Genomic DNA, 20,478 nt, shown 5'->3' with positions numbered 1-20,478 from the left:
TCCTTGTACATAAAATGTGATCTATAACGAGTTATTGCGTTTAGTGACTTTATTAACTGCAAATTTTCGTTATGTGAGACATTTATTAAAGTATTAAATTAATTTGATATTCTGTCTGTGCATAGAGTGATATCTATGGTAACTCAGCATATTGAGCGCATTCAGTACCATGTGATTGATTAGTATGGGTTAATATTCGCGAGGTTTTATTTGCCTTTTTGATAAGGTATTTTTTATTATTTTAATAATTTTCTACCGAGTTTGCGATTAATCAATTTTAAGAATTTTCTTGATGTTGCGAGTTGTGTATACTCGGTTCCGCAAGAAGCTCTTCCGTTATCACTAAAACTATAAATCTGTCCTTAACACCCGTATTACCTCTGCCCTGAATCTCTTCTCAGGGCAGAGGTTTTTTTTGCCGGTGCAGGATTTTATTAATCACCAATATATACAAATATTATGGTGGGTAATGTTTAAAATTAATGGTTAGGGAAGTATTATCCATCGATAATAAGGTAATGTCGAATAGTATCATAATGAATCTATTTACCAAGGGACTATATAGTATTTCTTATAATTCACGGTTTTTCAGTATGATAGAAATTTTTGCTATTGATATAATTGTGAGTTTGCTCACGGATTTTAGTGCGCTAAGTGGCTATTTCTAGAGAAGTGCAAACGGTTGCATGTTGCAGTTACAGTATTCGTTCATTAAAAAAATATAGCGATGGTATATCTTAGGCCGGTATGGATGAGTGGAGTCTAAATGATTTCTATTATCTCTTAGGCTTACGAGTACCGGTTTATGATTTCTGTTAGCTAAACACCATGGGAAATAGCAGTAAACACGGACAGGGAGTATGATTTTACCCATCAGTAAGGCGTTTTATCACAGGCATAATTTATATTCATTTATATAAATCAACGTCGTAATGTTCATAAAACCAGCGTTCCGGGATGAACGCTGGTTTTATCCAGTTCCCTGTTTTATATCACTCGCGCTGTACGCGAGCCTCCTCTCACAGTATTTCGTCAATAAAATATTAAAGGACCTCCTGGAATGGATATTGTTGAACGTTTTATCAACTACACCAAAATTAATACCACGACTTCAAGAGAAAACGGCGCCAATGGGATAATGCCTTCTTCTGCTGGTCAAATGGTACTGGCAAAACTGCTTGCAGCAGAACTTGAAGCATTAGGAATGGAAAACATTGAGGTCAGGGATACCGCTATCGTAACGGCAACACTTCCCGGGAATACTGATGACACGGTTCCTGTCGTTTCATTCTTTGGACATCTGGATACCAGCGCGGAACAGACTGCGGACACAAATGCACAACGTCTTCACTATAGCGGTGGGGATTTGTGTCTGAACAAAGAGCTGAATATTTTTCTGCGCGAAAGCGAATTCCCGGAACTGAAAAATTATATCGGTGATGATCTGCTCGTCACTGACGGAACCAGTCTGTTAGGGGCTGATGATAAAGCAGCCATCGCCGCAATTATGAACGCATTACAGTATCTGGTGGCACATCCGGAAATCAAACATGGGCCGGTGAAGGTGGGTTTTGTGCCTGATGAAGAGCAAGGATTACGTGGCGCAAAAGCGTTTGATGTTGCGAGCTTCGGCGCTGATTTTGGTTACACCCTGGATTGTTGCGGTATCGGGGAGTTTGTTTATGAGAACTGGAATGCGGGCGATGCGGAAATCATCTTTACCGGCCAGTCTGCGCACCCCATGTCAGCCAAAGGTAAGCTGAAGAACTCGCTGCTGATGGCGCATAAGTTTATTGCGATGCTGCCTGGCGGAGAAGCGCCTGAATATACGGAAGGGCGCGAAGGTTATTACTGGGTTAAGCAGTTGCAGGGTAACAGCGCCCGCACGGTGCTTAAGCTGGATATCCGCGACTTTAGCGAAGAAGGCTATAAGGCGCGTATGGCATTTATCCGTCAGCTTGCCGTCAGTACCTGCGCTCTATGGGGCGAAAATAGCGTGGTCTGTCATTTAGCCGATCGCTATGCGAACGTGTTCAATAGTTTGCAGGGTGATGCTCACTATCCGATTGATATTGCATTACGCGCCTATCAGAAATGTGGGATTACCCCGGCTCCTGTCGCCATGCGCGGCGGATATGATGGTGCGGTTTTATCGCAGAAAGGATTGCCATGCCCGAATATTTTTACCGGTGCTCATAATTTTCACTCAATCTATGAATATCTGCCGGTGCGTTCACTGCGGGCCGCCAGCGATGTCGTGGTTGCGGTCATTGAGGAAACCTTTGCTGAGTTCACGCAGCGGAGAGCTCAGTCATGATTCAGGTGTTAATTGCCCTGCTGGTTATCGTGGTAGTCGCGCGTCTGATCCTGAAAGGTTATCGGGCCGAGCCCGTGCTATTTATTGCGGGTTTGGTGCTGATGATTTGCACCGCACTCACCGGGTGGGGTTCCGTACTACCGAAAGGCGTTGCTGGCACGGGGATTTCCTTTCTCGATCCGTTCGAGGTTATGCGCGATCTTTTCAGCACGCGAGCTGCCGATCTTGGCCTGATGATCATGGCCCTGATGGGATTTGCGCACTACATGGATCATATCGGTGCAAATGAGGCGGTGGTGCGTGTCGTCACAAAACCCCTGCGTGCGCTGCGTTCGCCCTATATTCTGCTTTTTTTCTCGTACCTGCTCGCCAGTCTCCTGCAGTTAGCTATTCCTTCCGCCACTGGACTCGCCGTACTGCTGATGGGAACAATGTTCCCCATTATGCTGGGATTAGGGCTTTCCGCTGCCTCTGCTGCCGGGGTAATTGCCACCTCGCTTGGTGTGGCGTACACCCCAACGGCAATCGATGCTATCAGGGGATCGAAAGCGGTCAATATGGATGTGGTGGAATACGTTGTCTACCACCAGGGACCGGCAGCTCTGGCTACCGTTTTGGTCGTGGGAGTCTGCCATTTTTTCTGGCAGCGCTATTGCGACCGTAAAGCGGGGACCTTACCACGGGAAATCGGTAGCACTGAAGTGACTGACTCAGGGAAAGCGCCTGCTTTTTATGCGCTGCTTCCCATGCTTCCGATACTGATGGCAGTGGGATCCTCCGAAATGTTCGTCAGCGGTATTAACCTGAATATCATTACCATTGTGCTTATTTCAATGGCTATTTGTATGTTGATTGAATGGCTACGGGTGCGAGATTTAAAGGCGGTGTGCGAAGGGTTTAGCCATTTTCTGAAAGGAATGGGTACTGCCTTTACCGGTGTAGTAGGACTACTGGTAGCGGCGGGTGTTTTTGCTCATGGTATTAAAGTCATAGGTGCGATTGATCAATTAATCCTGATGGCCGAACATGTGGGATTACCGCCATTCGCCATGGCGGTGGTGTTTGCGCTGGTGACGCTTGCGGCGGCTATCATTATGGGATCGGGTAACGCGCCATTTCTGGCATTCGTTGAGCTTATCCCGCAAATCGCTGCCAGTATGGGGGCGAACGCTGTTGCCATGATTCTGCCGATGCAGCAGGCATCGCATATGGGACGGGCCATTTCACCGGTATCTGGCGTGGTGATCGCCGTTTCCAGCGGGGCAAAAATAACCCCATTCGATGTGGTTAAACGCACCGCCGTACCGTTGATTGTCGGCTTTGTTACCCATACGCTAATCATCGGTATTTTCTACTAACAATTGCAGGCACAGACAAACCTCTGGTTCATTGAATCTGGAGGTTTTCTGGTTTGATACGTTAGTGTATTGATTACGGGGGATAATTATTAGTTTTCATCTTTATCGAGCTATTCTTATTATTTGTGGTCAATCTTGTTAACTATAAATGGTTAATAAAAATAATGTGTTTCATGGCTCTTTTTTTACATTGAGATAAATTAATCTGGATCATATTATGCTGATTTTAGTTGTAGTAGGTTTTTAAATTGAGTAGTAACAAATTAAATACAATAATGATTTTTTCTGGGTGGGTTTTAAGTGGTAAAAAATTTAGGAAAAGTGAGTAAATCGAGGCATCATTATCAGGATGAGCTGGAAGCGTTTACCTGGAGCGCGTTAGTGGCAATTGGTATCGCAATACAGGATCACAAGATCCACTCTAAAATGTCAGAGCATATTTTTATTATGCATTGGTTGGCTATCGCAAAAAAAAGAAAACTCTTCTCACGAAGTGTTGCCAATGAGCTTCAATGGTTAATTGATGAAGGCAAGAAAAAAAACATTAATGCACAACTAAAATTTAAAATTGAATACTTGTACGCCACCTCAAGTGGTGATGTGACAATGCAAAATGATTATTTTAAATTCACCCACACGATTGAAATATTGAGAAATAATGGATGGCAGAACTTTCTACTCACACCAGAGAAGTGGCGTAACCTGCATGATAAGATTAAAGTGAGAAAGGGTAACTTTATTTTCATGGATGATACCCGACTCCAGGAGTGCTTTGGTGCTCAGGGCGAGATAGTCAAGCCTTTCTGTATCCGGGTGTATGGTGATGTTGAGTTTGCAAAATTAACCTTCATCAAACACCACCTGCCGGTAGAGTTTGTGAAGGATATTTCAAATGAATTTCATCACTTCCAGTTTCTTACTGATAAGTAATGATTAGTACAAGTTATGAACAGAGAATTGTTAAAGCAAAAGTTAGAGATCGCGACCGAATGGATTAGGTTGTCTGATGCCGCTGACAATTTATCTATAACTTTTCGGGGCATTCTCGAGATTGGCGAAAGTTCTTCTGCGCCAGATGACAGCACGCCGCTACTTCGGTTAGAAAATGAAATGGCGACAATTGCTGTTGATTCAATGTCATGGGTAAGGGTGCCGGCAGATCTTCAGGAAAAAGTTACCGTCTATATTCTCTGACGTTTGGCTGCTGCTTTGTTCGTTTTATGCCGGTCAGATACGGCTATCGTGCCCATTCTCAGTGGCGCATGATGTTTAATATAACTGTTTTTTTTCATCCATAAATAATATTAATGTTGGTTTTTTTATAGTGTGATTGTTCCCGGTAATAAAACGGCGATTTGCCGCCATGTATACGACGGTGTACGTAATTTATTATGCTATGTTGAGCCGGGAAACTTTCTCATAATTAACCATTTTTAGGTTAAGGTATTACGTGGCGTGTCGATAACAATTTAGTCAGAGATGATTGTCTAATTGTTATGGAGATGTTCAAATGTTAAAGAATATGAAGGTTAAAACCAGTCTGTTATTATTGCTTTTGGTATTTACCTTTATGCAGTTCCTTTCTAATGGGTTTGAGTTAGTCGATCTCAAAGGAAATCAAAAAAGTACCCTTCTACTGCATAATATAGTAAAGGAACAGGATTCGCTGCATAACGTCGTTGGGGCTGTTTATAAAGTAAGAAGCGTTCTTGATAATATTCAACTGCAAGATATGGCTGCTACCCAACAAACATTGCGACAGGTGCAGGATGAGATCGCTTATGCCAGAAAGCAGTTCGCTATTTTTTGGGATATACCTGGACTGACAGCGGATGATCCCCAGATTGGTAAAATCGTCAGAACTGCTTTTGAGCAACAAATGAATGCTGAACAAAAGTATGTTGATAAATTAAATGAGGCTATTTCTAACGGTAGTCTTGTCGGTACACAAGCAAATGCCAACACTGAGTTGCTGGCTTTGCGAAAAAAGTTTGATAAGGAGATTGAGAACTACTACAAATCAACCATGTTGGTCGGTAAAAATATCGTAGAGCAGACACACGTTCAGTTTAATGCCTCAATACTTAAAATATCCTTACTGCTGGCCGTTACAGTTCTTATCTTTATTCTCTGTAATATCTGGATAAACCGAACAATCATTCGGCCATTAAATATCGTTTCTGAGCATTTTTCACGGATTGGTAAAGGCGATCTGAGTCATCCCGTTAAGGTGCCGGGTAACAATGAAATTGGCTTACTGTGTTTAAATTTACAACACATGCAAAACGGCCTGCGGGAGACTGTCAGTACAATTCGCGATGGCGTTGAGTCTATTAATATCGGAATGCAGGAAATTGCTTCGGGTAATTCAGACTTATCAACCCGAACGGAGCAACAGGCTGCGGCAGTGGTTGAAACGGCGGCCAGTATGGAACAGATTTCCGTAACAACCAAAAATAACACCGATAAATCACATCAGGCTTCTGCCATGACGAGTGAAAGCACGGAAATGGCATTGCGTGGCGAGCGCTTAATGAGCGACATGGTTGAGAAAATTCACCTGATCAGCCGCAACGCGCAAAGCGTGAATGAAATCTCTCATGTGATTGATAGTATTGCTTTCCAGACCAACATTCTCGCTTTAAACGCCGCGGTAGAAGCGGCGCGCGCTGGCGAATCCGGGCGTGGATTTGCCGTTGTAGCGAGTGAAGTCAGAACCCTTGCCCAACGTAGCGCCTCCTCAGCGAAAGAAATTAGCGAACTGGTTGCCAAAGCGGCAATCAGCGTCAAGGAAGGGGTGGAGATAGCTGAAAGCAGTGGGGCTATGATGGCGGACATTGCTAAGGCAATACGCAATATCAATATACTCATGGAAGATATATCCGGCGCATCGGGGGAACAGAGTAGCGGCATTGAGCAGATCCGCGTTGCTGTCACGCAAATGGAGCAAGTCACTCAACAAAACGCGTCTCTGGTTGAGGAAATCGCCGCCACGACAGGCAGTGTGGAAGAGCAGTCGGCAATGCTTTCCCAGGCCGTGGCTGTGTTTCAGGTTGATGAAAAGCCGCAGGAGGGTACGCAGGACAAGCAGTAGAACATGCCATCTCATCAGCTGTAAATTCAGTCTGATGAGATGGCTGGCTGTCAGGAAAAGCGCCTTAATCATATTGATAATAATTCTCATTATTATTGTTGTGTTGCGCAGGGAATGGTAATGTTGCTCCTGGCCATAAACTGTTAATCCCATTTTCTGTGCAGAAGACAGCATGAACAACACCACTCTGAATGCGTCCAGACGCGTAGCCCGTACTTTTTCCGTCAGCGAGTTTATGGATTTTGGTGAACGTTACGGGATCGACTATCGCTTTCCCCAACTGGCACAAAAGCCGGACTTGCCGTCTGCTAGCCCTGTGCTGCAAGGTGAAATTGAGGAGATGACGCTCCCCTGCGGGATGTGCGTGACGCACTCTGATGTACAGGTATTGCAACCCTACGAAACCACCTCCCGCCACAGCAGTCCCCTGTATATGTTGGTGGTACTGGAAGGCTGTGTGGTCCTCTCGCTTAACGGTCAGGAACACGTGGTGCGTTCCGGCATGGCGTTTAGCTCACGCCTGAGCGAGCACCAGACGATGCGCGCCCGCCATCATGCCGACTGCAAACTGCGAACCTTATCTCTCGGTCTGTATCCCGACGGCGCGTGGCGCACGGGGCTACTCGAATCGTTGATGCGTGAGTGGGAAAGATGCCAAACGCCGACGCTTATCTGGCAGGTGCCGGGATTTTTACTCAGTGGCCTGGAGTATGCGCAGCAGATCACGCTCAGCAATGTTTCTCGCCAGTTGATGTTGGAAGGGCTGATATTGCAACTGTTCGGCCATGGCCTCAGCGTGTGCCAGGTCGAGAGCGGCAAACGCCTCGCCGCCAGCGGTGAACAGCAGCGGCTGGAAGTCGTTCGTCACCTGTTGGAACAGAATCCTGAGAATGACCACACGCTCAATGAACTGGCGCAACGCGCGGCAATGAGTCCCAGTAGTCTGCGTAGCAAGTTTCGCGCAGCCTATGGCTGTTCGGTCTTTGATTACCTGCGCGATTGCCGCCTGGAACGCGCTCGCGGTTATTTACTGGAAGGATACAGCGTACAGCAGGCAGCCTGGATGTCGGGATACCAGCACGCCACCAACTTCTCTACCGCCTTTCGTCGTCGTTACGGTTTTTCGCCAGGCGATATGCTCAAGCTTTGCTAATCCATTTTTGCGTTTTGCGCACGTTGCTGGCAGACAATTTGGCACTGCGCATAGGTAATCTGGCATCCGGCATAGCTATCTCCGTCAGCAAAAAGGTAATAATTCTCACTTACAATTAGAAATGCCTTTGGAGATACTCATGTTCGCGAAGACTCGGTTGGCGCTGCTGGTAGGATGGGTGACCGGCAGCGCGGCTTTTCCTCTGCTGGCGCAGGAAACAACAAAAAACGATACGGTCGTTGTCACCTCGCAAATGCAGAGCGGGGCTACTAAGCTTGCCACGCCGGATATTGAAACCCCGCAATCGGTATCCATCATTACCCGCGAACAGTTTGAAGAGCAGGGCGCAACCAGCGTGCGTCAGGCCGTTAGCTATACGCCGGGGGTATACAGCAACCAGATTGGCGCCTCCAACCGCTTTGACTACATTGTGCTGCGCGGCTTCTCCGATGGCAGCCTGGACAACGTCTATCTCGATGGTCTGAAGATGATGGGCGACACCAACTCACACAGCTCGCTGGTGGTCGATCCGTGGTTTCTTGAAGATATCGAAGTGGTGCGCGGCCCGGCTTCCGTGCTGTATGGCCGTTCCTCTCCGGGCGGTATTGTGGCGCTGACGTCGCGTAAGCCGTCGTTTGACGCGGGTGGGGAAGTGAAGCTGTTTGCCGGCAACAATAACCAGCGCGGGGCGGCGTTTGACGTCACCGGGGCGCTGGATGATAACGATCGTGTGGCGGCGCGCCTGAGCGGGATGACGCGTTACGCGGACTCACAGTTTGGCCCATTGAAAGAAGAGCGTTACGCGCTGATGCCCAGTCTGACCTGGCGGATCACCGACCAGACGCGTCTGGATCTGATGGCCTATCTGCATCGCGACCCGGAAGGCGGTAGCCACTCCGGTCTGCCTTATGACGGCACCGTTGTTCCGCATTACGGGCAAAAGATCTCCAACACCTTTTACGAAGGTGAGGATGATTACGACAAATACGATCGCCGTGAAAACATGGTGGGCTACAATATTGAGCACATGTTTGATAGCGGCTGGTCGGTGCGGCAAAAGCTGCGCTATCTGCATACCGACGTTGAACTGAACCAGGTGTATGCGGCGGGCTGGTTGAACGAAACCGAGCTTAATCGCGGCTATTCCGGCTCTGATGAAAAAATGTCGGCGATTACGCTGGATAACCAGCTCGACGGCAGCTTTGATACCTGGCAGGTCAACCATCGTCTGCTGGTGGGCATTGATTATCAGGATCGCAGCAACAATACCACCGGCTACTACGGCGCATTCCCGCCGATCGACGCTTTTAACCCGGTGTATGGCGCGAAGCCGGATTATATCGACATGTATGCGCGTGAGAAGCACAAGCTGCGCCAGACGGGCTATTATTTGCAGGATCAGATGTCATGGGATCGTTGGCGTATTACGCTCGGCGGTCGCTACGATCAAGTCAGCGTGTCTAATATTGATAAGATCAACGATATCCGCAGCGATCTGGATAAAAACAACTTTAGTACTCGCGCCGCATTGCTCTACTTGTTCGATAATGGCTTTGCGCCGTACGTGAGTTATTCCACCGCCTTTACGCCAACCAGCTTTGCCGATGAGAACGGCAATCTGCTGGATCCGATGAAAGGCAAGCAGTGGGAAGCGGGGCTGAAATATGAGCCGGAAGGACTTAACAGTCAGTTCAGCGCGTCGGTGTTCCGCATTAATCAAACCAATATCGCCACCAAAGAAGAGCCGACCGATCCGTACCGCTCGATTGGGGAAATTGAATCTGAAGGGGTGGAGCTGGAGGCGATTAGTCAACTTACGGACAGCTTCCGTCTGCAGGCGGCATATACCTACACCGACATCCGCTACAAGAAAAGCAGTCCGGAGGAGCAGGGCAAGCGTGCCGTGTATGCACCACGGAATCAGGCCAGCACCTGGCTGAGCTACGATGTGAAAAGCGGCCTGCTGGATGGTCTGACGCTCGGCTCGGGCGTGCGATATGTCAATGGGATCACCAGCGATCGTCTGAATACGCATACCCTGCCATCCTATACGTTGGTGGATATGGCAATTGGCTACGATTTAACGAATATCGGTATTAAAGGACTGAGTGCCCAGTTGAACGTCAACAACCTGACCGATAAACGCTACGTTGCGGCCTGTAATTCGCTCTCATACTGCTACTTCGGCGCTGAGCGCAGCATTGTCGGCAGCGTATCCTGGAAATTCTGATGCTTTAGCCGGATGCGGCGTTGACGCCTTATCCGGCCTACAACAGAGTGCAAATTGTATGCCTGATAAGCGCATCAGGCATAGTGGATTGCGGCTATTGCGTAAAACCGTTTTGCATACAAATCTGCGCGCTGGTTCTCAGAGTGAAGGCGACTTTGTCTGGGTACTGGCTGTAATAGTTATGCTCTTCTTCCAGCCCTTTCGCCTGCGCCAGACGTACCGTTTCCAGCGAGCAGGTACGGTAGATCAGATCTTTATTCATATTGATCTGCTTCTCGCGCTGTTTGTCCGCAGACAGCGCCAGCCATTTCTCTGACAGCGAGTAATCGTAGACCACCCGATTTCCTTTCGCCTGCACGTTCTCAATGGTAATGAATTCGTCGATTTTCAGTCTCGGTTGCCCACGCATTTTTTTCTTATCTTCTGCGGCGGCATATTGGGCCAAGGTATTAATATCCATGCTGGCTATCTTCTGTTTATAAGTCTCGACATAGGCGGCGGGTTGCTGATAATGCTGAGCGTAAGCGTTTCTTAATTCCCCGTCGCTCATCGTACAACCCGCCAGAAACAGAGGTAATAGCAGTGCCAGTTTTATTTTAGTCATAATGCTGTCCCGTTTATTATTGGATGCAGTCGCCCATAACATAATAAAAAATGAATGATCACAGGTGATAGTTAAGGTTGTATAAACCGGGGCGCGAAGGCACAAGTTCAATAGTCTTAAAATGGCGGAACCGGCGGGAAACCCTGCCAGAATTGGCAGGGTTATTAAAAATTAATGGCCGATCATTTTCGCCTTCGGGATCAGCTGGAAATACATGTGATCGGGCACCGGCGTATCCCAGACATTGGCATAAACCGCATAGCCAATGGTAGCAAAAAGGATACCCAGCACCAGGATAGTCATGACAACGCCTGACAATGCCGTTTGCCGCCATAACGATTTGCCGTTTCCTTGTTCCCCCGCAGGGGTGTGCAGTGAAAAGCTCAGCGTAGAGGCCACCGGGCAGGATTCAACGCAGGTCATACAGCCAGTACATTCCACGGTACGCACCTGAATCAGTCGATCAACCGGGATAGTAGACGGGCAGTTTTTCGCACATTTCCCGCAGTCAATGCAACTGTCCGGATTACGCCGGATTTTAAACGGCGAGAGCAGTGAAAACAGGCCAAGCAGTGCGCCATAAGGGCACAGATAACGGCACCAGGCATTGCGAATAAACAGGCTCAGAACGCTAATAACTACCACGAAAATAAGCGTGGCGGAGCCGATATGACGAAAAAAATCGAGCATCTTCACGTCAATGATCATGCCGTAGGCCGACATCAGAAAGTACTGGATTCCCTGGGCGGGCATCGACAGAGCGATATACAGGAAGAAACCCAACAGCAGATACTTCAGACTGAGCAGTGGGATGTCCAGCCAGCGCGGCAGCGTGAAATTGCGACCCAATACTTTTTTTCCCAGAGTACCAAGCAGTTCGGAAAGCGTACCAACCGGGCATAGCCACGAACAGAAGGCTTTTTTTAACAACAAGCTAATCAGGATAAACGCAACTAACAGCAGCATGGAGGCGGCATGGATGGGCGGGAGAAAACCGGTCTCCAGCGTGTAGCGTATATTCATCAAACCCGCGATCGGCAGCCACCCCTCAATACCGCCGGGTCTTGGAATATAAACGCTGGTACCGGCAGTTTCAAAATAGCGGACCCAATAATAAAACGTCACGCCAATATAGATATTGCTGGCCAGCAGGAGAAACTGGGTGGCTTTTCGCCAGGTGCTGGCGTTACGCCAGTCATTCCACGGCAGTTTGCCTCCGGTCGTGCCTGGGCGGCGCTGCCAGCGTGTTCTCTTTTTCCCGTTCATGGTTTTACACTATCCCTCATATTTCCCCTCCCGCATTCAGAAGGCGTCATCACCGGGATATGCTAGCGCTATTCAGATTTGGTGTATTTGATTTGCATCTTATTAAGCGGCTGTTATTTTTATGGCACGTATATGCCTGAATAAAAATAACAGCCCGATACTTATCGCAGGTCAGATAAATACCCTTAACGGGGTATTTATTTCTCCGTGGGAAAATAGGTTATTCCTGAAATATCTCTACGCGGTCACGGCCATTACTTTTCGCCAGGTACAGTGCCCGATCGGCTTTATCAACCAACTGCTTGTAGTCAGGATGGTAGTCATATTCGGCGATGCCAATGCTGACGGTGACAGAAAACACTTCTGTTGCTGAGGCCGCCATACGCATCTCGGCAATTTTCATGCGTAGCGTTTCGAGAATAATACTGGCCTGAGACTGATCTGACTCGACAAGCAGAATCATAAATTCTTCACCGCCGTAGCGGAAAACGTAATCGCTGCTGCGAATATGATCATAAATAACCGCCGCGACGTTTTTGAGCGTCATATCACCGGTGTTATGCCCATAGTTGTCGTTAATTTGCTTAAAGTAGTCGATATCCAGCATCGCCAGGGTAAAGGGCTTCCGGGTATGTAACGCCAGCGAGATCTCACGCCGCATAATGGTCGGGATAAAGCGTCGGTTAAGCAATTGAGTCAATGAGTCTTTACCATTTTCCTGCTTCACCAGCGCGTCGAACATTGAGGCGAGCAGGAAATGGATTTTTGCCGAGAGCTGGCGTACATCCTGCAACAAGCTCATCCGTTCAGGTTCTGTCGCCTGATGCTGATGCGACAGCGTGGTTGTCAGGCGGTTGTCGATTTCCGCAATCAGCGACTCCATTTCTTTCAGCAGATTGCTGTTGCCCAGAATGTATTTTCCCTTGTGTGCGAACCACATACCAAAATCAGAATTCGCCAAAAGGACCAGCTCACCGAAAGGCATTCCGGTGGCGATGTTATAGATAAACTGGTTTTCCCAGTCGGTAAATGAACGTATTTGCCGCTCGCGTTCGACGTTGACGTCATCGTAAATGGTCTGCAGGCGATACTGTTCCTGGGTATGCAGTGAGTTTTGATAGCTGGGGGAATAGGAGACGGTCATGGCCTCCAGGGCGGTATCCATTGCCAGACTGCTGAAACAGATGGCATCGCTCAGCAGGGCGGGCGAGTATTCCGCTTTCTTTTTCAGGACCCGATACAATTCATCTTTCAGCTTGCGTGCGCCGCGATTAACCAGATCGATAGGCAGCCCGATGCGGGCATGCACCACGCCAATTTTGCGCTGTTTTGCCAGCAGTTGTGAGAGATCTTCGTTCGCGCTACCAAGTACGCTGCGTAGCCAGTCAAACATACTGCCGCTGAGGCGGGTGCTGACCTGTTCTGTATTGAGGAACAATGCGCTCTCCGCATGGGAGAGCATATAGTCATAAAAAACGCTCACTAAATGGCGGATCTCTTCGTCGCTTAATGATGTCAGGATCGTATGAACTTCAGGGGATGTTTGACGTAACAACGCCTGCCATTCTGTAAGGAGTAATGTGTCGTTTACCGGAGCAACCTGTTCCATCTCACTGCCACTCAAAATGCGATTTAAAAATTCAGGCGGTATTACGGACAATTACGTCACAATGGTCAAGTTAAACTCGCTTAACGATGGCTGACACCTTCATAAATCAGCCTGAGCGCGAAGACGCCGATAATGGCGCCTATCACCCGGCTGGCAACCCTCTGGATTCGACCATACGCACGGCGTACAGCGGGCAAAGAAAACGCCTGACTGAGAAAAATCCGCCAGATAACGGAAGACAACACAATACCTGCCCAGGCCATGAGCCTCGCCCACGTAGGCGTTTCTGCGCTGAGGGTGACGGAGAAGATACTAATAAAAAACAGAACGGTTTGCGGATTAGACAAATCTGTTAATAACCCGCGGCGGAAAAATACATACCAGGGGGCGGAAATCGGCTGCTGTAACGTTGGCATTTGCGGTGTAGCCTGATGGCGAACACTGTTCCAGGCAAACCACAGCAAATAGGCGCCGCCGACAATTTTAATCAGTGAAAATATCTCTTCACATTGGGTAATGAGCGTCGCCATGCCAAAGAGCCCGAGGCCGGAGTAGAACGCATCGCCTAAGGCCACACCCAGACCGGTCATCACCCCTGCGCGTCGTCCTGACGCCAGACTGGTTTGCACCACCACGAACAGGTTCGCGCCAGGATTAAAAAAGGTTAAAACAAACAGGCTGATGGTGAGTACGACGGCGTGTAAAGGTTCCATAGACAACGATTCCATTAGTGAGAGCGGGCCAGGGGCATGCTTAGACTGCTAACACTATAATTTTAGCGCGCTCGTCATTCTGCGTATTTACTCACACTGTATTGTGAAATGAGCTCAAATTTGCAAATAGCGTCTACGCCTGGTTTCTGCAACCCAGCTGCGCCGGATAATGCTGCGGCGTGGGATCTTCTGTTATACACGATGCGCAAAATATCTTTATATTTCCGCCAGCTCTGGATCTTTTTAGCGGCCTGAACTACTTATTAATCATCCTTGACTCGCATGGCGAATGTTCAGGGGGCGATGATGGCATATATAACAAAACCTGGAGCTTTTATATGAAAACTGGAATTAAAGTACTTATTGGTGCGTTAGCTTTTGTTGTGTCCAACGCGTATGCCGCGGAATTTATGACAAAACTTGAGTTTGAAAAGGTTGAGTCGCAGTACACAAAAATCGGTGATATTTCAACGAGTAACGAAGTTTCTGTTGCAGACGCTAAAGAAGAACTGCTGAAGAAAGCCGAAGAGAAAGGTGCCGATGTGGTGGTATTAACCTCCGGCCAAACGGACAATAAAATCCACGGTACAGCCAATATTTACAAGAAAAAATAATGCGCAGTACTGAAAGATAACATACCCGCCAGTCATTGCACTGGCGGGTTTTCTTTTAGCCTACGCCAGAATGTAGTTCTGCTGATACCGAGATATTGCGCCGCCGCGGTTTTATCGCCATTGAATTGCGCCAGCACCTGCTGCGGCGTCAGTGATGAAGTGACCTGCGGCGGGGCAGCAACCGCGGCCAGTTCAGGTAACAGCTGCTGTAGAAATTGTTCGTTCAGCTCCGGCTGTGGTTCGACGCTTAAAAACAGCGCCAGACGCTCCATCATATTGCGCAACTCGCGGATATTTCCCGGCCAGCCATAATTGAGCAACGTATGCTGGCTCAGGGCTAATCCCTTACGCACCGCGTCAGAAAACGGCGCGTCCAGTTCCGCCAGCGACTGTTTTAAAAAGCCTTCCGCCAGCGGCAGAATATCGGGCAGCCGCTCGCGTAGCGGCGGCAGTTTGAGGCGCAGAATGCTCAGGCGGTAAAACAGATCGGTACGAAATTCTCCCTGTTTCATCTCTTGTTCCAGGTTGCAGTGCGTGGCGCTAATCACCCGTACATCGACAGGAATCGGCTGATGTCCCCCGACCCGGGTGACCTCTTTTTCTTCCAGCACGCGCAATAACCGGGTTTGTAACGGTAGCGGCATTTCGCCTATCTCATCAAGAAACAGCGTCCCGCCGTGGGCAATTTCGAACAGGCCCGCGCGTCCTCCCCGGCGGGAGCCGGTAAACGCGCCATCTTCATAGCCGAACAGCTCCGCTTCCAGCAATGATTCGGTGATTGCTCCGCAGTTGACGGCAACAAACGGTGGCGAAGGTTTTCCGCGCCGATTCTCCTGACGCGTAAAATACTCACGATGAATAGCCTGCGCCGCCAGCTCTTTACCTGTGCCGGTTTCCCCCTGAATCAGCACCGGCGCACGCGAACGGGCGTAGAGCATAATGGTGTGCCGCACCTGTTCCATTTGCGCAGAGTGACCGCGCATATCTCCCAGCGCATAGCGGGTGCGCAGCGTGTCGCCGGAGGCGTATTGCCCGTTTCTGCGCAGCGTCAGACGGGTCATATCCAGTGCGTCGACAAACGCCTGGCGCACGGTGGCCGCCGAATAGATAAAAATGCCGGTCATACCCGCTTCTTCCGCCAGGTCGGTAATCAACCCCGCGCCGACCACCGCCTGGGTACCGTTGGCCTTCAGCTCATTGATTTGTCCACGGGCATCTTCTTCGGTGATATAGCTGCGCTGTTCGAGCTGCAAATTGAAGGTCTTTTGAAAGGCGATTAGCGCGGGGATGGTTTCCTGATAGGTAATGACGCCAATCGACGAGGTCAGTTTTCCCGCTTTCGCCAGCGCCTGTAGTACGTCAAACCCGCTGGGTTTAATCAGGATCACTGGGATCGATAAACGGCTTTTCAGATACGCGCCGTTGGAGCCTGCCGCAATGATGGCATCGCAACGCTCAGTGGCCAGCTTCTTACGGATATAAGCCACCGCTTTTTCGAAACCCAGCTGAATAGGGGTGATGGTCGCCAGGTGGTCGAACTCCAGACTGATGTCGCGAAACAGTTCGAACAGGCGCGTGACCGAAACCGTCCAGATAACTGGTTTGTCGTCGTTCACCCGCGGCGGAAGATGCGTATCAGCCATAAGTAACCCAAAAAGTAAGGAACCGAGTATAAGGGTTTAGTTGTGTTTCATAAATGTTGCAATGAAACGTTCAAGTCGGTTTCATGAAACGATAGCTGACACGCTTTTGTGCAATAAAAATACAGGTTCTAAATATAATCATCTGTTTTAAAAAGTAAAAATGGAATTTGAATAAAAGTTTTGGTCTTTGGCATACCCCTTGCTTTAGGTAAATCAACGAATGATAACAAGTTGATAACAAGAGGACGGGATATGTCTCTACACTCTCCAGGGCTGGCGTTTCGCGCCGCGCTCAGCAAAGAAAACCCATTACAAATCGTCGGCACCATCAACGCCAATCACGCTCTGCTGGCTCAGCGTGCCGGGTATCAGGCGATTTATCTCTCTGGCGGCGGCGTTGCGGCGGGGTCGTTGGGTCTGCCGGATCTCGGTATTTCTACCCTTGATGATGTACTGACCGATATTCGTCGTATCACTGATGTTTGCCCGCTGCCATTGCTGGTGGATGCGGATATTGGTTTTGGATCGTCGGCGTTCAACGTGGCGCGTACCGTGAAGTCGATGATTAAAGCCGGTGCCGCCGCGCTGCATATTGAAGATCAGATCGGCGCCAAGCGTTGCGGGCATCGTCCGAACAAGGCGATCGTCTCAAAAGAAGAGATGGTCGACAGGATCCGCGCCGCCGTGGATGCGCGTACCGATCCCAACTTTGTGATTATGGCGCGCACCGATGCGTTGGCGGTGGAGGGGTTAGAAGCGGCCATCGATCGTGCCCAGGCATACGTTGAAGCGGGGGCCGACATGCTGTTCCCGGAAGCCATTACCGAGCTGGCGATGTACCGCCAGTTTGCCGATGCGGTGCAGGTACCGATCCTCGCTAACATTACCGAATTTGGCGCCACGCCGCTGTTTACTACCGATGAACTGCGTAGCGCGAACGTCGCCATGGCCCTGTATCCGCTGTCTGCCTTCCGCGCCATGAACCGTGCTGCTGAACGGGTCTACAACGTGCTGCGCCAGGAAGGTACGCAAAAGAGCGTGATCGACATTATGCAGACGCGCAACGAACTGTACGAAAGCATCAATTACTACCAGTTCGAAGAGAAACTCGACGCGCTGTACACAAAAAAGTAACCGTCGTAGGCCGGATAAGGCGAAGCCGCCATCCGGCAATAAATTTGTACCCTACATATTATAAAAATGACGAGGACAACATGAGCGACACAACAATCCTGCAAAACAACACGCATGTCATTAAACCTAAAAAATCGGTTGCGCTGTCAGGCATCGCCGCCGGAAATACCGCGTTATGCACCGTGGGTAAAAGCGGTAACGACCTGCATTATCGCGGCTACGATATTCTCGACTTGGCGCAACAGTGCGAATTTGAAGAAGTCGCGCACCTGCTGATCCACGGGAAATTACCTACCCGCGACGAACTCACCGCCTATAAAAGCAAACTCAAAGCGCTGCGCGGCTTACCCGCAAACGTGCGTACCGTGCTGGAAGCGCTGCCTGCCGCATCCCACCCGATGGATGTGATGCGCACCGGCGTCTCCGCGCTGGGGTGTACATTGCCGGAAAAAGAGGGGCATACCGTTTCCGGCGCGCGCGATATTGCAGACAAGCTGCTGGCGTCCCTCAGCTCGATCCTCTTGTACTGGTATCACTACAGCCATAACGGCGAGCGCATTCAGCCGGAAACGGACGATGATTCCATTGGCGGTCACTTCCTGCATCTGCTGCATGGCGAAAAACCGTCGCAAAGCTGGGAAAAGGCGATGCATATTTCGCTGGTGCTGTATGCCGAGCACGAATTTAACGCATCCACTTTCACCAGTCGTGTGATTGCGGGAACCGGCTCCGATATGTATTCCGCGATTATCGGCGCGATTGGCGCGCTGCGTGGGCCGAAACATGGCGGGGCGAATGAAGTGTCGCTGGAGATCCAGCAGCGTTATGAAACGCCGGATGAAGCCGAAGCGGATATCCGCAAACGCGTGGAAAACAAAGAAGTGGTGATTGGCTTTGGTCATCCGGTTTACACCATTGCCGACCCGCGTCATCAGGTGATTAAACGCGTGGCGAAGCAGCTTTCTCAGGAAGGCGGTTCGCTGAAAATGTACAACATCGCCGACCGTCTGGAAGAGGTGATGTGGGAAACGAAAAAGATGTTCCCCAACCTCGACTGGTTCTCGGCGGTCTCCTACAACATGATGGGCGTCCCGACCGAAATGTTCACTCCGCTGTTTGTTATCGCCCGCGTTACCGGCTGGGCGGCGCACATCATCGAACAGCGCCAGGACAACAAAATTATCCGTCCTTCCGCCAACTACACCGGCCCGGAAGATCGCGTATTTGTGCCGATCGAAAAGCGTTGCTAATTAAAACCTCTAAATATAAAAACAGGAGTTGTACCCTATGTCCGCACATATTTCGAACGTTCGCCCAGACTTTGACCGTGAAATCGTTGATATCGTTGATTACGTTATGAATTACGAGATCACCTCAAAGGTGGCGTACGACACCGCGCATTATTGCCTGCTCGACACCCTTGGCTGTGGTCTGGAAGCGCTGGAATATCCGGCCTGTAAAAAACTGTTAGGACCGGTGGTGCCGGGGACCGTAGTGCCGAACGGCGTTCGCGTACCGGGCACCCAGTTCCAGCTTGACCCGGTGCAGGCGGCGTTTAACATCGGCGCGATGATCCGCTGGCTGGACTTCAACGACACCTGGCTGGCCGCGGAATGGGGCCATCCTTCCGATAACCTCGGCGGTATTTTGGCGACGGCTGACTGGCTGTCACGCAACGCGGTGGCGGCGGGGAAAGCGCCGTTGACCATGAAAAAAGTGCTGACCGGGATGATCAAAGCCCATGAAATTCAGGGCTGTATCGCGCTGGAAAACTCCTTTAACCGCGTTGGTTTGGATCACGTTCTGTTGGTAAAAGTCGCCTCCACGGCGGTGGTCGCGGAGATGCTTGGGCTGAGCCGGGATGAAATCCTCAACGCCGTTTCGCTGGCGTGGGTCGACGGCCAGTCGCTGCGTACCTATCGTCATGCGCCAAATACCGGCACGCGTAAATCCTGGGCGGCAGGCGATGCGACCTCCCGCGCAGTACGTCTGGCGTTGATGGCAAAAACGGGCGAGATGGGATATCCGTCCGCGCTGACGGCGAAAACCTGGGGCTTTTATGACGTCTCCTTCAAAGGGGAATCGTTCCGCTTCCAGCGTCCGTACGGCTCTTACGTGATGGAAAACGTGCTGTTTAAAATCTCCTTCCCGGCCGAGTTCCACTCGCAGACCGCGGTAGAAGCGGCAATGACGCTGTATGAACAACTGCAGGCCGCGGGTAAAACGGCGGCTGATATCGAAAAAGTGACCATTCGCACCCACGAAGCCTGTATCCGCATCATCGATAAAAAAGGCCCGTTGGATAACCCGGCGGATCGCGATCACTGCATCCAGTATATGGTCGCCATTCCGCTGCTGTTTGGGCGTTTAACCGCGGCAGATTACGAAGACGGCGTGGCGCAGGACAAACGTATTGATGCCCTGCGCGAGAAGATCACCTGCTTCGAAGATCCGGCCTTTACTGCCGATTATCACGACCCGGAAAAACGTGCCATTGCTAACGCCATCACTCTCGAGTTCACCGATGGTTCACGTTTTGAAGAAGTGGTGGTGGAGTACCCAATCGGTCATGCGCGCCGTCGTCACGACGGTATGCCGAAGCTGGTCGAGAAGTTCAAAATCAACCTGGCGCGTCAGTTCCCGACCCGTCAGCAGCAGCGCATTCTGGATGTCTCCCTGGACAGAGCCCGCCTGGAGCAGATGCCGGTCAATGAGTATATGGACCTTTATGTAATCTAAACCT

16 protein-coding genes and 1 pseudogene are annotated in these 20,478 nt (G+C 49.9%); 12 read left to right on the top strand and 5 right to left on the bottom strand.

Features of this window, described 5'->3' with window-relative positions:
- Nucleotides 1–1,060 precede the first annotated feature (1,060 nt).
- From pepT to foxA, 8 genes and pseudogenes are all read left to right on the top strand, one after another.
- Complete coding sequence (pepT, locus tag FDX14_RS04085) at nucleotides 1,061–2,317, top strand: peptidase T (protein ID WP_042310294.1); 1,257 nt, start codon at nucleotides 1,061–1,063, stop codon at nucleotides 2,315–2,317.
- Nucleotides 2,314–3,675, top strand: a complete 1,362-nt coding sequence (dcuC, locus tag FDX14_RS04080) for a C4-dicarboxylate transporter DcuC (protein WP_061383026.1) — start codon at nucleotides 2,314–2,316, stop codon at nucleotides 3,673–3,675. Before pepT ends, dcuC begins: the two co-directional genes overlap by 4 nt.
- A 300-nt stretch (nucleotides 3,676–3,975) precedes the next feature.
- Nucleotides 3,976–4,605: a DUF2913 family protein gene (locus FDX14_RS04075; RefSeq protein ID WP_137349055.1), complete on the top strand. Its 630-nt coding sequence runs from the start codon at nucleotides 3,976–3,978 to the stop codon at nucleotides 4,603–4,605.
- Nucleotides 4,606–4,620: 15 nt separating this feature from the next.
- Nucleotides 4,621–4,869 carry a hypothetical protein gene (locus tag FDX14_RS04070; RefSeq protein ID WP_061383023.1) on the top strand — a complete coding sequence of 83 codons (249 nt, stop codon included), beginning with the start codon at nucleotides 4,621–4,623 and terminating at the stop codon, nucleotides 4,867–4,869.
- A 316-nt stretch (nucleotides 4,870–5,185) separates the two neighbouring features.
- Nucleotides 5,186–5,962, top strand: a pseudogene (locus FDX14_RS25710) (HAMP domain-containing protein); the annotation flags it as partial.
- Nucleotides 5,954–6,769 carry a methyl-accepting chemotaxis protein gene (locus FDX14_RS25705; protein ID WP_370607391.1) on the top strand — a complete coding sequence of 272 codons (816 nt, stop codon included), beginning with the start codon at nucleotides 5,954–5,956 and terminating at the stop codon, nucleotides 6,767–6,769. The pseudogene FDX14_RS25710 and the gene FDX14_RS25705, both read left to right, overlap by 9 nt.
- Nucleotides 6,770–6,941: 172 nt before the next feature.
- Entirely contained in the window at nucleotides 6,942–7,922 is a 981-nt protein-coding gene (locus tag FDX14_RS04060) for a helix-turn-helix transcriptional regulator (RefSeq protein WP_137349053.1), read from the top strand.
- A gap of 121 nt (nucleotides 7,923–8,043) precedes the next feature.
- Nucleotides 8,044–10,152 (top strand): ferrioxamine B receptor FoxA, encoded by a 2,109-nt coding sequence (foxA, locus tag FDX14_RS04055; RefSeq protein WP_137349052.1) that lies wholly within the window; start codon nucleotides 8,044–8,046, stop codon nucleotides 10,150–10,152.
- 94 nt (nucleotides 10,153–10,246) lie between these two features.
- Here foxA and FDX14_RS04050 read toward each other — a convergent pair whose 3' ends face one another.
- The 4 genes from FDX14_RS04050 to FDX14_RS04035 all read right to left on the bottom strand — a co-directional run bounded on the left by FDX14_RS04050 (nucleotide 10,247) and on the right by FDX14_RS04035 (nucleotide 14,344).
- On the bottom strand, nucleotides 10,247–10,756 hold the full coding sequence (locus tag FDX14_RS04050) for a hypothetical protein (protein ID WP_061383018.1): 510 nt from the start codon (nucleotides 10,754–10,756) through the stop codon (nucleotides 10,247–10,249).
- A 171-nt stretch (nucleotides 10,757–10,927) separates the two neighbouring features.
- Complete coding sequence (locus tag FDX14_RS04045) at nucleotides 10,928–12,022, bottom strand: 4Fe-4S binding protein (protein WP_079225319.1); 1,095 nt, start codon at nucleotides 12,020–12,022, stop codon at nucleotides 10,928–10,930.
- 220 nt (nucleotides 12,023–12,242) lie between these two features.
- Nucleotides 12,243–13,631 (bottom strand): diguanylate cyclase, encoded by a 1,389-nt coding sequence (locus FDX14_RS04040; protein ID WP_038637972.1) that lies wholly within the window; start codon nucleotides 13,629–13,631, stop codon nucleotides 12,243–12,245.
- A gap of 80 nt (nucleotides 13,632–13,711) precedes the next feature.
- Complete coding sequence (locus FDX14_RS04035; protein ID WP_042310278.1) at nucleotides 13,712–14,344, bottom strand: LysE family transporter; 633 nt, start codon at nucleotides 14,342–14,344, stop codon at nucleotides 13,712–13,714.
- A 338-nt stretch (nucleotides 14,345–14,682) separates the two neighbouring features.
- Between FDX14_RS04035 and yahO the strand changes: the two genes are divergently transcribed.
- Nucleotides 14,683–14,958, top strand: coding sequence for a DUF1471 family periplasmic protein YahO (gene yahO / locus FDX14_RS04030; RefSeq protein WP_042310520.1), 276 nt, complete (start codon nucleotides 14,683–14,685; stop codon nucleotides 14,956–14,958).
- Nucleotides 14,959–14,990: 32 nt separating this feature from the next.
- Here the strand turns inward: yahO and prpR are convergent, their stop codons facing one another.
- Nucleotides 14,991–16,601 carry a propionate catabolism operon regulatory protein PrpR gene (prpR, locus tag FDX14_RS04025; RefSeq protein ID WP_137349051.1) on the bottom strand — a complete coding sequence of 537 codons (1,611 nt, stop codon included), beginning with the start codon at nucleotides 16,599–16,601 and terminating at the stop codon, nucleotides 14,991–14,993.
- A gap of 252 nt (nucleotides 16,602–16,853) precedes the next feature.
- Here prpR and prpB point away from each other — a divergent pair, with 252 nt between their 5' ends.
- From prpB to FDX14_RS04010, 3 genes are all read left to right on the top strand, one after another.
- Nucleotides 16,854–17,735, top strand: a complete 882-nt coding sequence (prpB, locus tag FDX14_RS04020) for a methylisocitrate lyase (protein ID WP_038637980.1) — start codon at nucleotides 16,854–16,856, stop codon at nucleotides 17,733–17,735.
- Between the two features lie 80 nt (nucleotides 17,736–17,815).
- Nucleotides 17,816–18,985: a bifunctional 2-methylcitrate synthase/citrate synthase gene (prpC, locus tag FDX14_RS04015; protein ID WP_042310274.1), complete on the top strand. Its 1,170-nt coding sequence runs from the start codon at nucleotides 17,816–17,818 to the stop codon at nucleotides 18,983–18,985.
- Between the two features lie 37 nt (nucleotides 18,986–19,022).
- Nucleotides 19,023–20,474, top strand: a complete 1,452-nt coding sequence (locus FDX14_RS04010; protein ID WP_042310272.1) for a bifunctional 2-methylcitrate dehydratase/aconitate hydratase — start codon at nucleotides 19,023–19,025, stop codon at nucleotides 20,472–20,474.
- Nucleotides 20,475–20,478 lie beyond the last annotated feature (4 nt).

It is taken from the genome of Citrobacter sp. wls710 (assembly GCF_005281115.1).
Classification (GTDB): Bacteria; Pseudomonadota; Gammaproteobacteria; order Enterobacterales; family Enterobacteriaceae; genus Citrobacter; species Citrobacter werkmanii.
This window is presented reverse-complemented; position numbering and strand designations above follow the sequence as displayed.

Coding starts and splice junctions, on each gene's coding strand:
- dcuC (WP_061383026.1), top strand. CDS start 2,314: ATGATTCAGGTGTTAATTGCCCTGCTGGTTATCGTGGTAGTCGCGCGT.
- FDX14_RS04050 (WP_061383018.1), bottom strand. CDS start 10,756: ATGACTAAAATAAAACTGGCACTGCTATTACCTCTGTTTCTGGCGGGT.
- FDX14_RS04040 (WP_038637972.1), bottom strand. CDS start 13,631: ATGGAACAGGTTGCTCCGGTAAACGACACATTACTCCTTACAGAATGG.
- prpC (WP_042310274.1), top strand. CDS start 17,816: ATGAGCGACACAACAATCCTGCAAAACAACACGCATGTCATTAAACCT.
- prpB (WP_038637980.1), top strand. CDS start 16,854: ATGTCTCTACACTCTCCAGGGCTGGCGTTTCGCGCCGCGCTCAGCAAA.
- pepT (WP_042310294.1), top strand. CDS start 1,061: ATGGATATTGTTGAACGTTTTATCAACTACACCAAAATTAATACCACG.
- foxA (WP_137349052.1), top strand. CDS start 8,044: ATGCCTTTGGAGATACTCATGTTCGCGAAGACTCGGTTGGCGCTGCTG.
- prpR (WP_137349051.1), bottom strand. CDS start 16,601: ATGGCTGATACGCATCTTCCGCCGCGGGTGAACGACGACAAACCAGTT.
- FDX14_RS25705 (WP_370607391.1), top strand. CDS start 5,954: ATGCAAAACGGCCTGCGGGAGACTGTCAGTACAATTCGCGATGGCGTT.
- FDX14_RS04070 (WP_061383023.1), top strand. CDS start 4,621: ATGAACAGAGAATTGTTAAAGCAAAAGTTAGAGATCGCGACCGAATGG.
- yahO (WP_042310520.1), top strand. CDS start 14,683: ATGAAAACTGGAATTAAAGTACTTATTGGTGCGTTAGCTTTTGTTGTG.
- FDX14_RS04060 (WP_137349053.1), top strand. CDS start 6,942: ATGAACAACACCACTCTGAATGCGTCCAGACGCGTAGCCCGTACTTTT.
- FDX14_RS04010 (WP_042310272.1), top strand. CDS start 19,023: ATGTCCGCACATATTTCGAACGTTCGCCCAGACTTTGACCGTGAAATC.
- FDX14_RS04045 (WP_079225319.1), bottom strand. CDS start 12,022: ATGAACGGGAAAAAGAGAACACGCTGGCAGCGCCGCCCAGGCACGACC.
- FDX14_RS04035 (WP_042310278.1), bottom strand. CDS start 14,344: ATGGAACCTTTACACGCCGTCGTACTCACCATCAGCCTGTTTGTTTTA.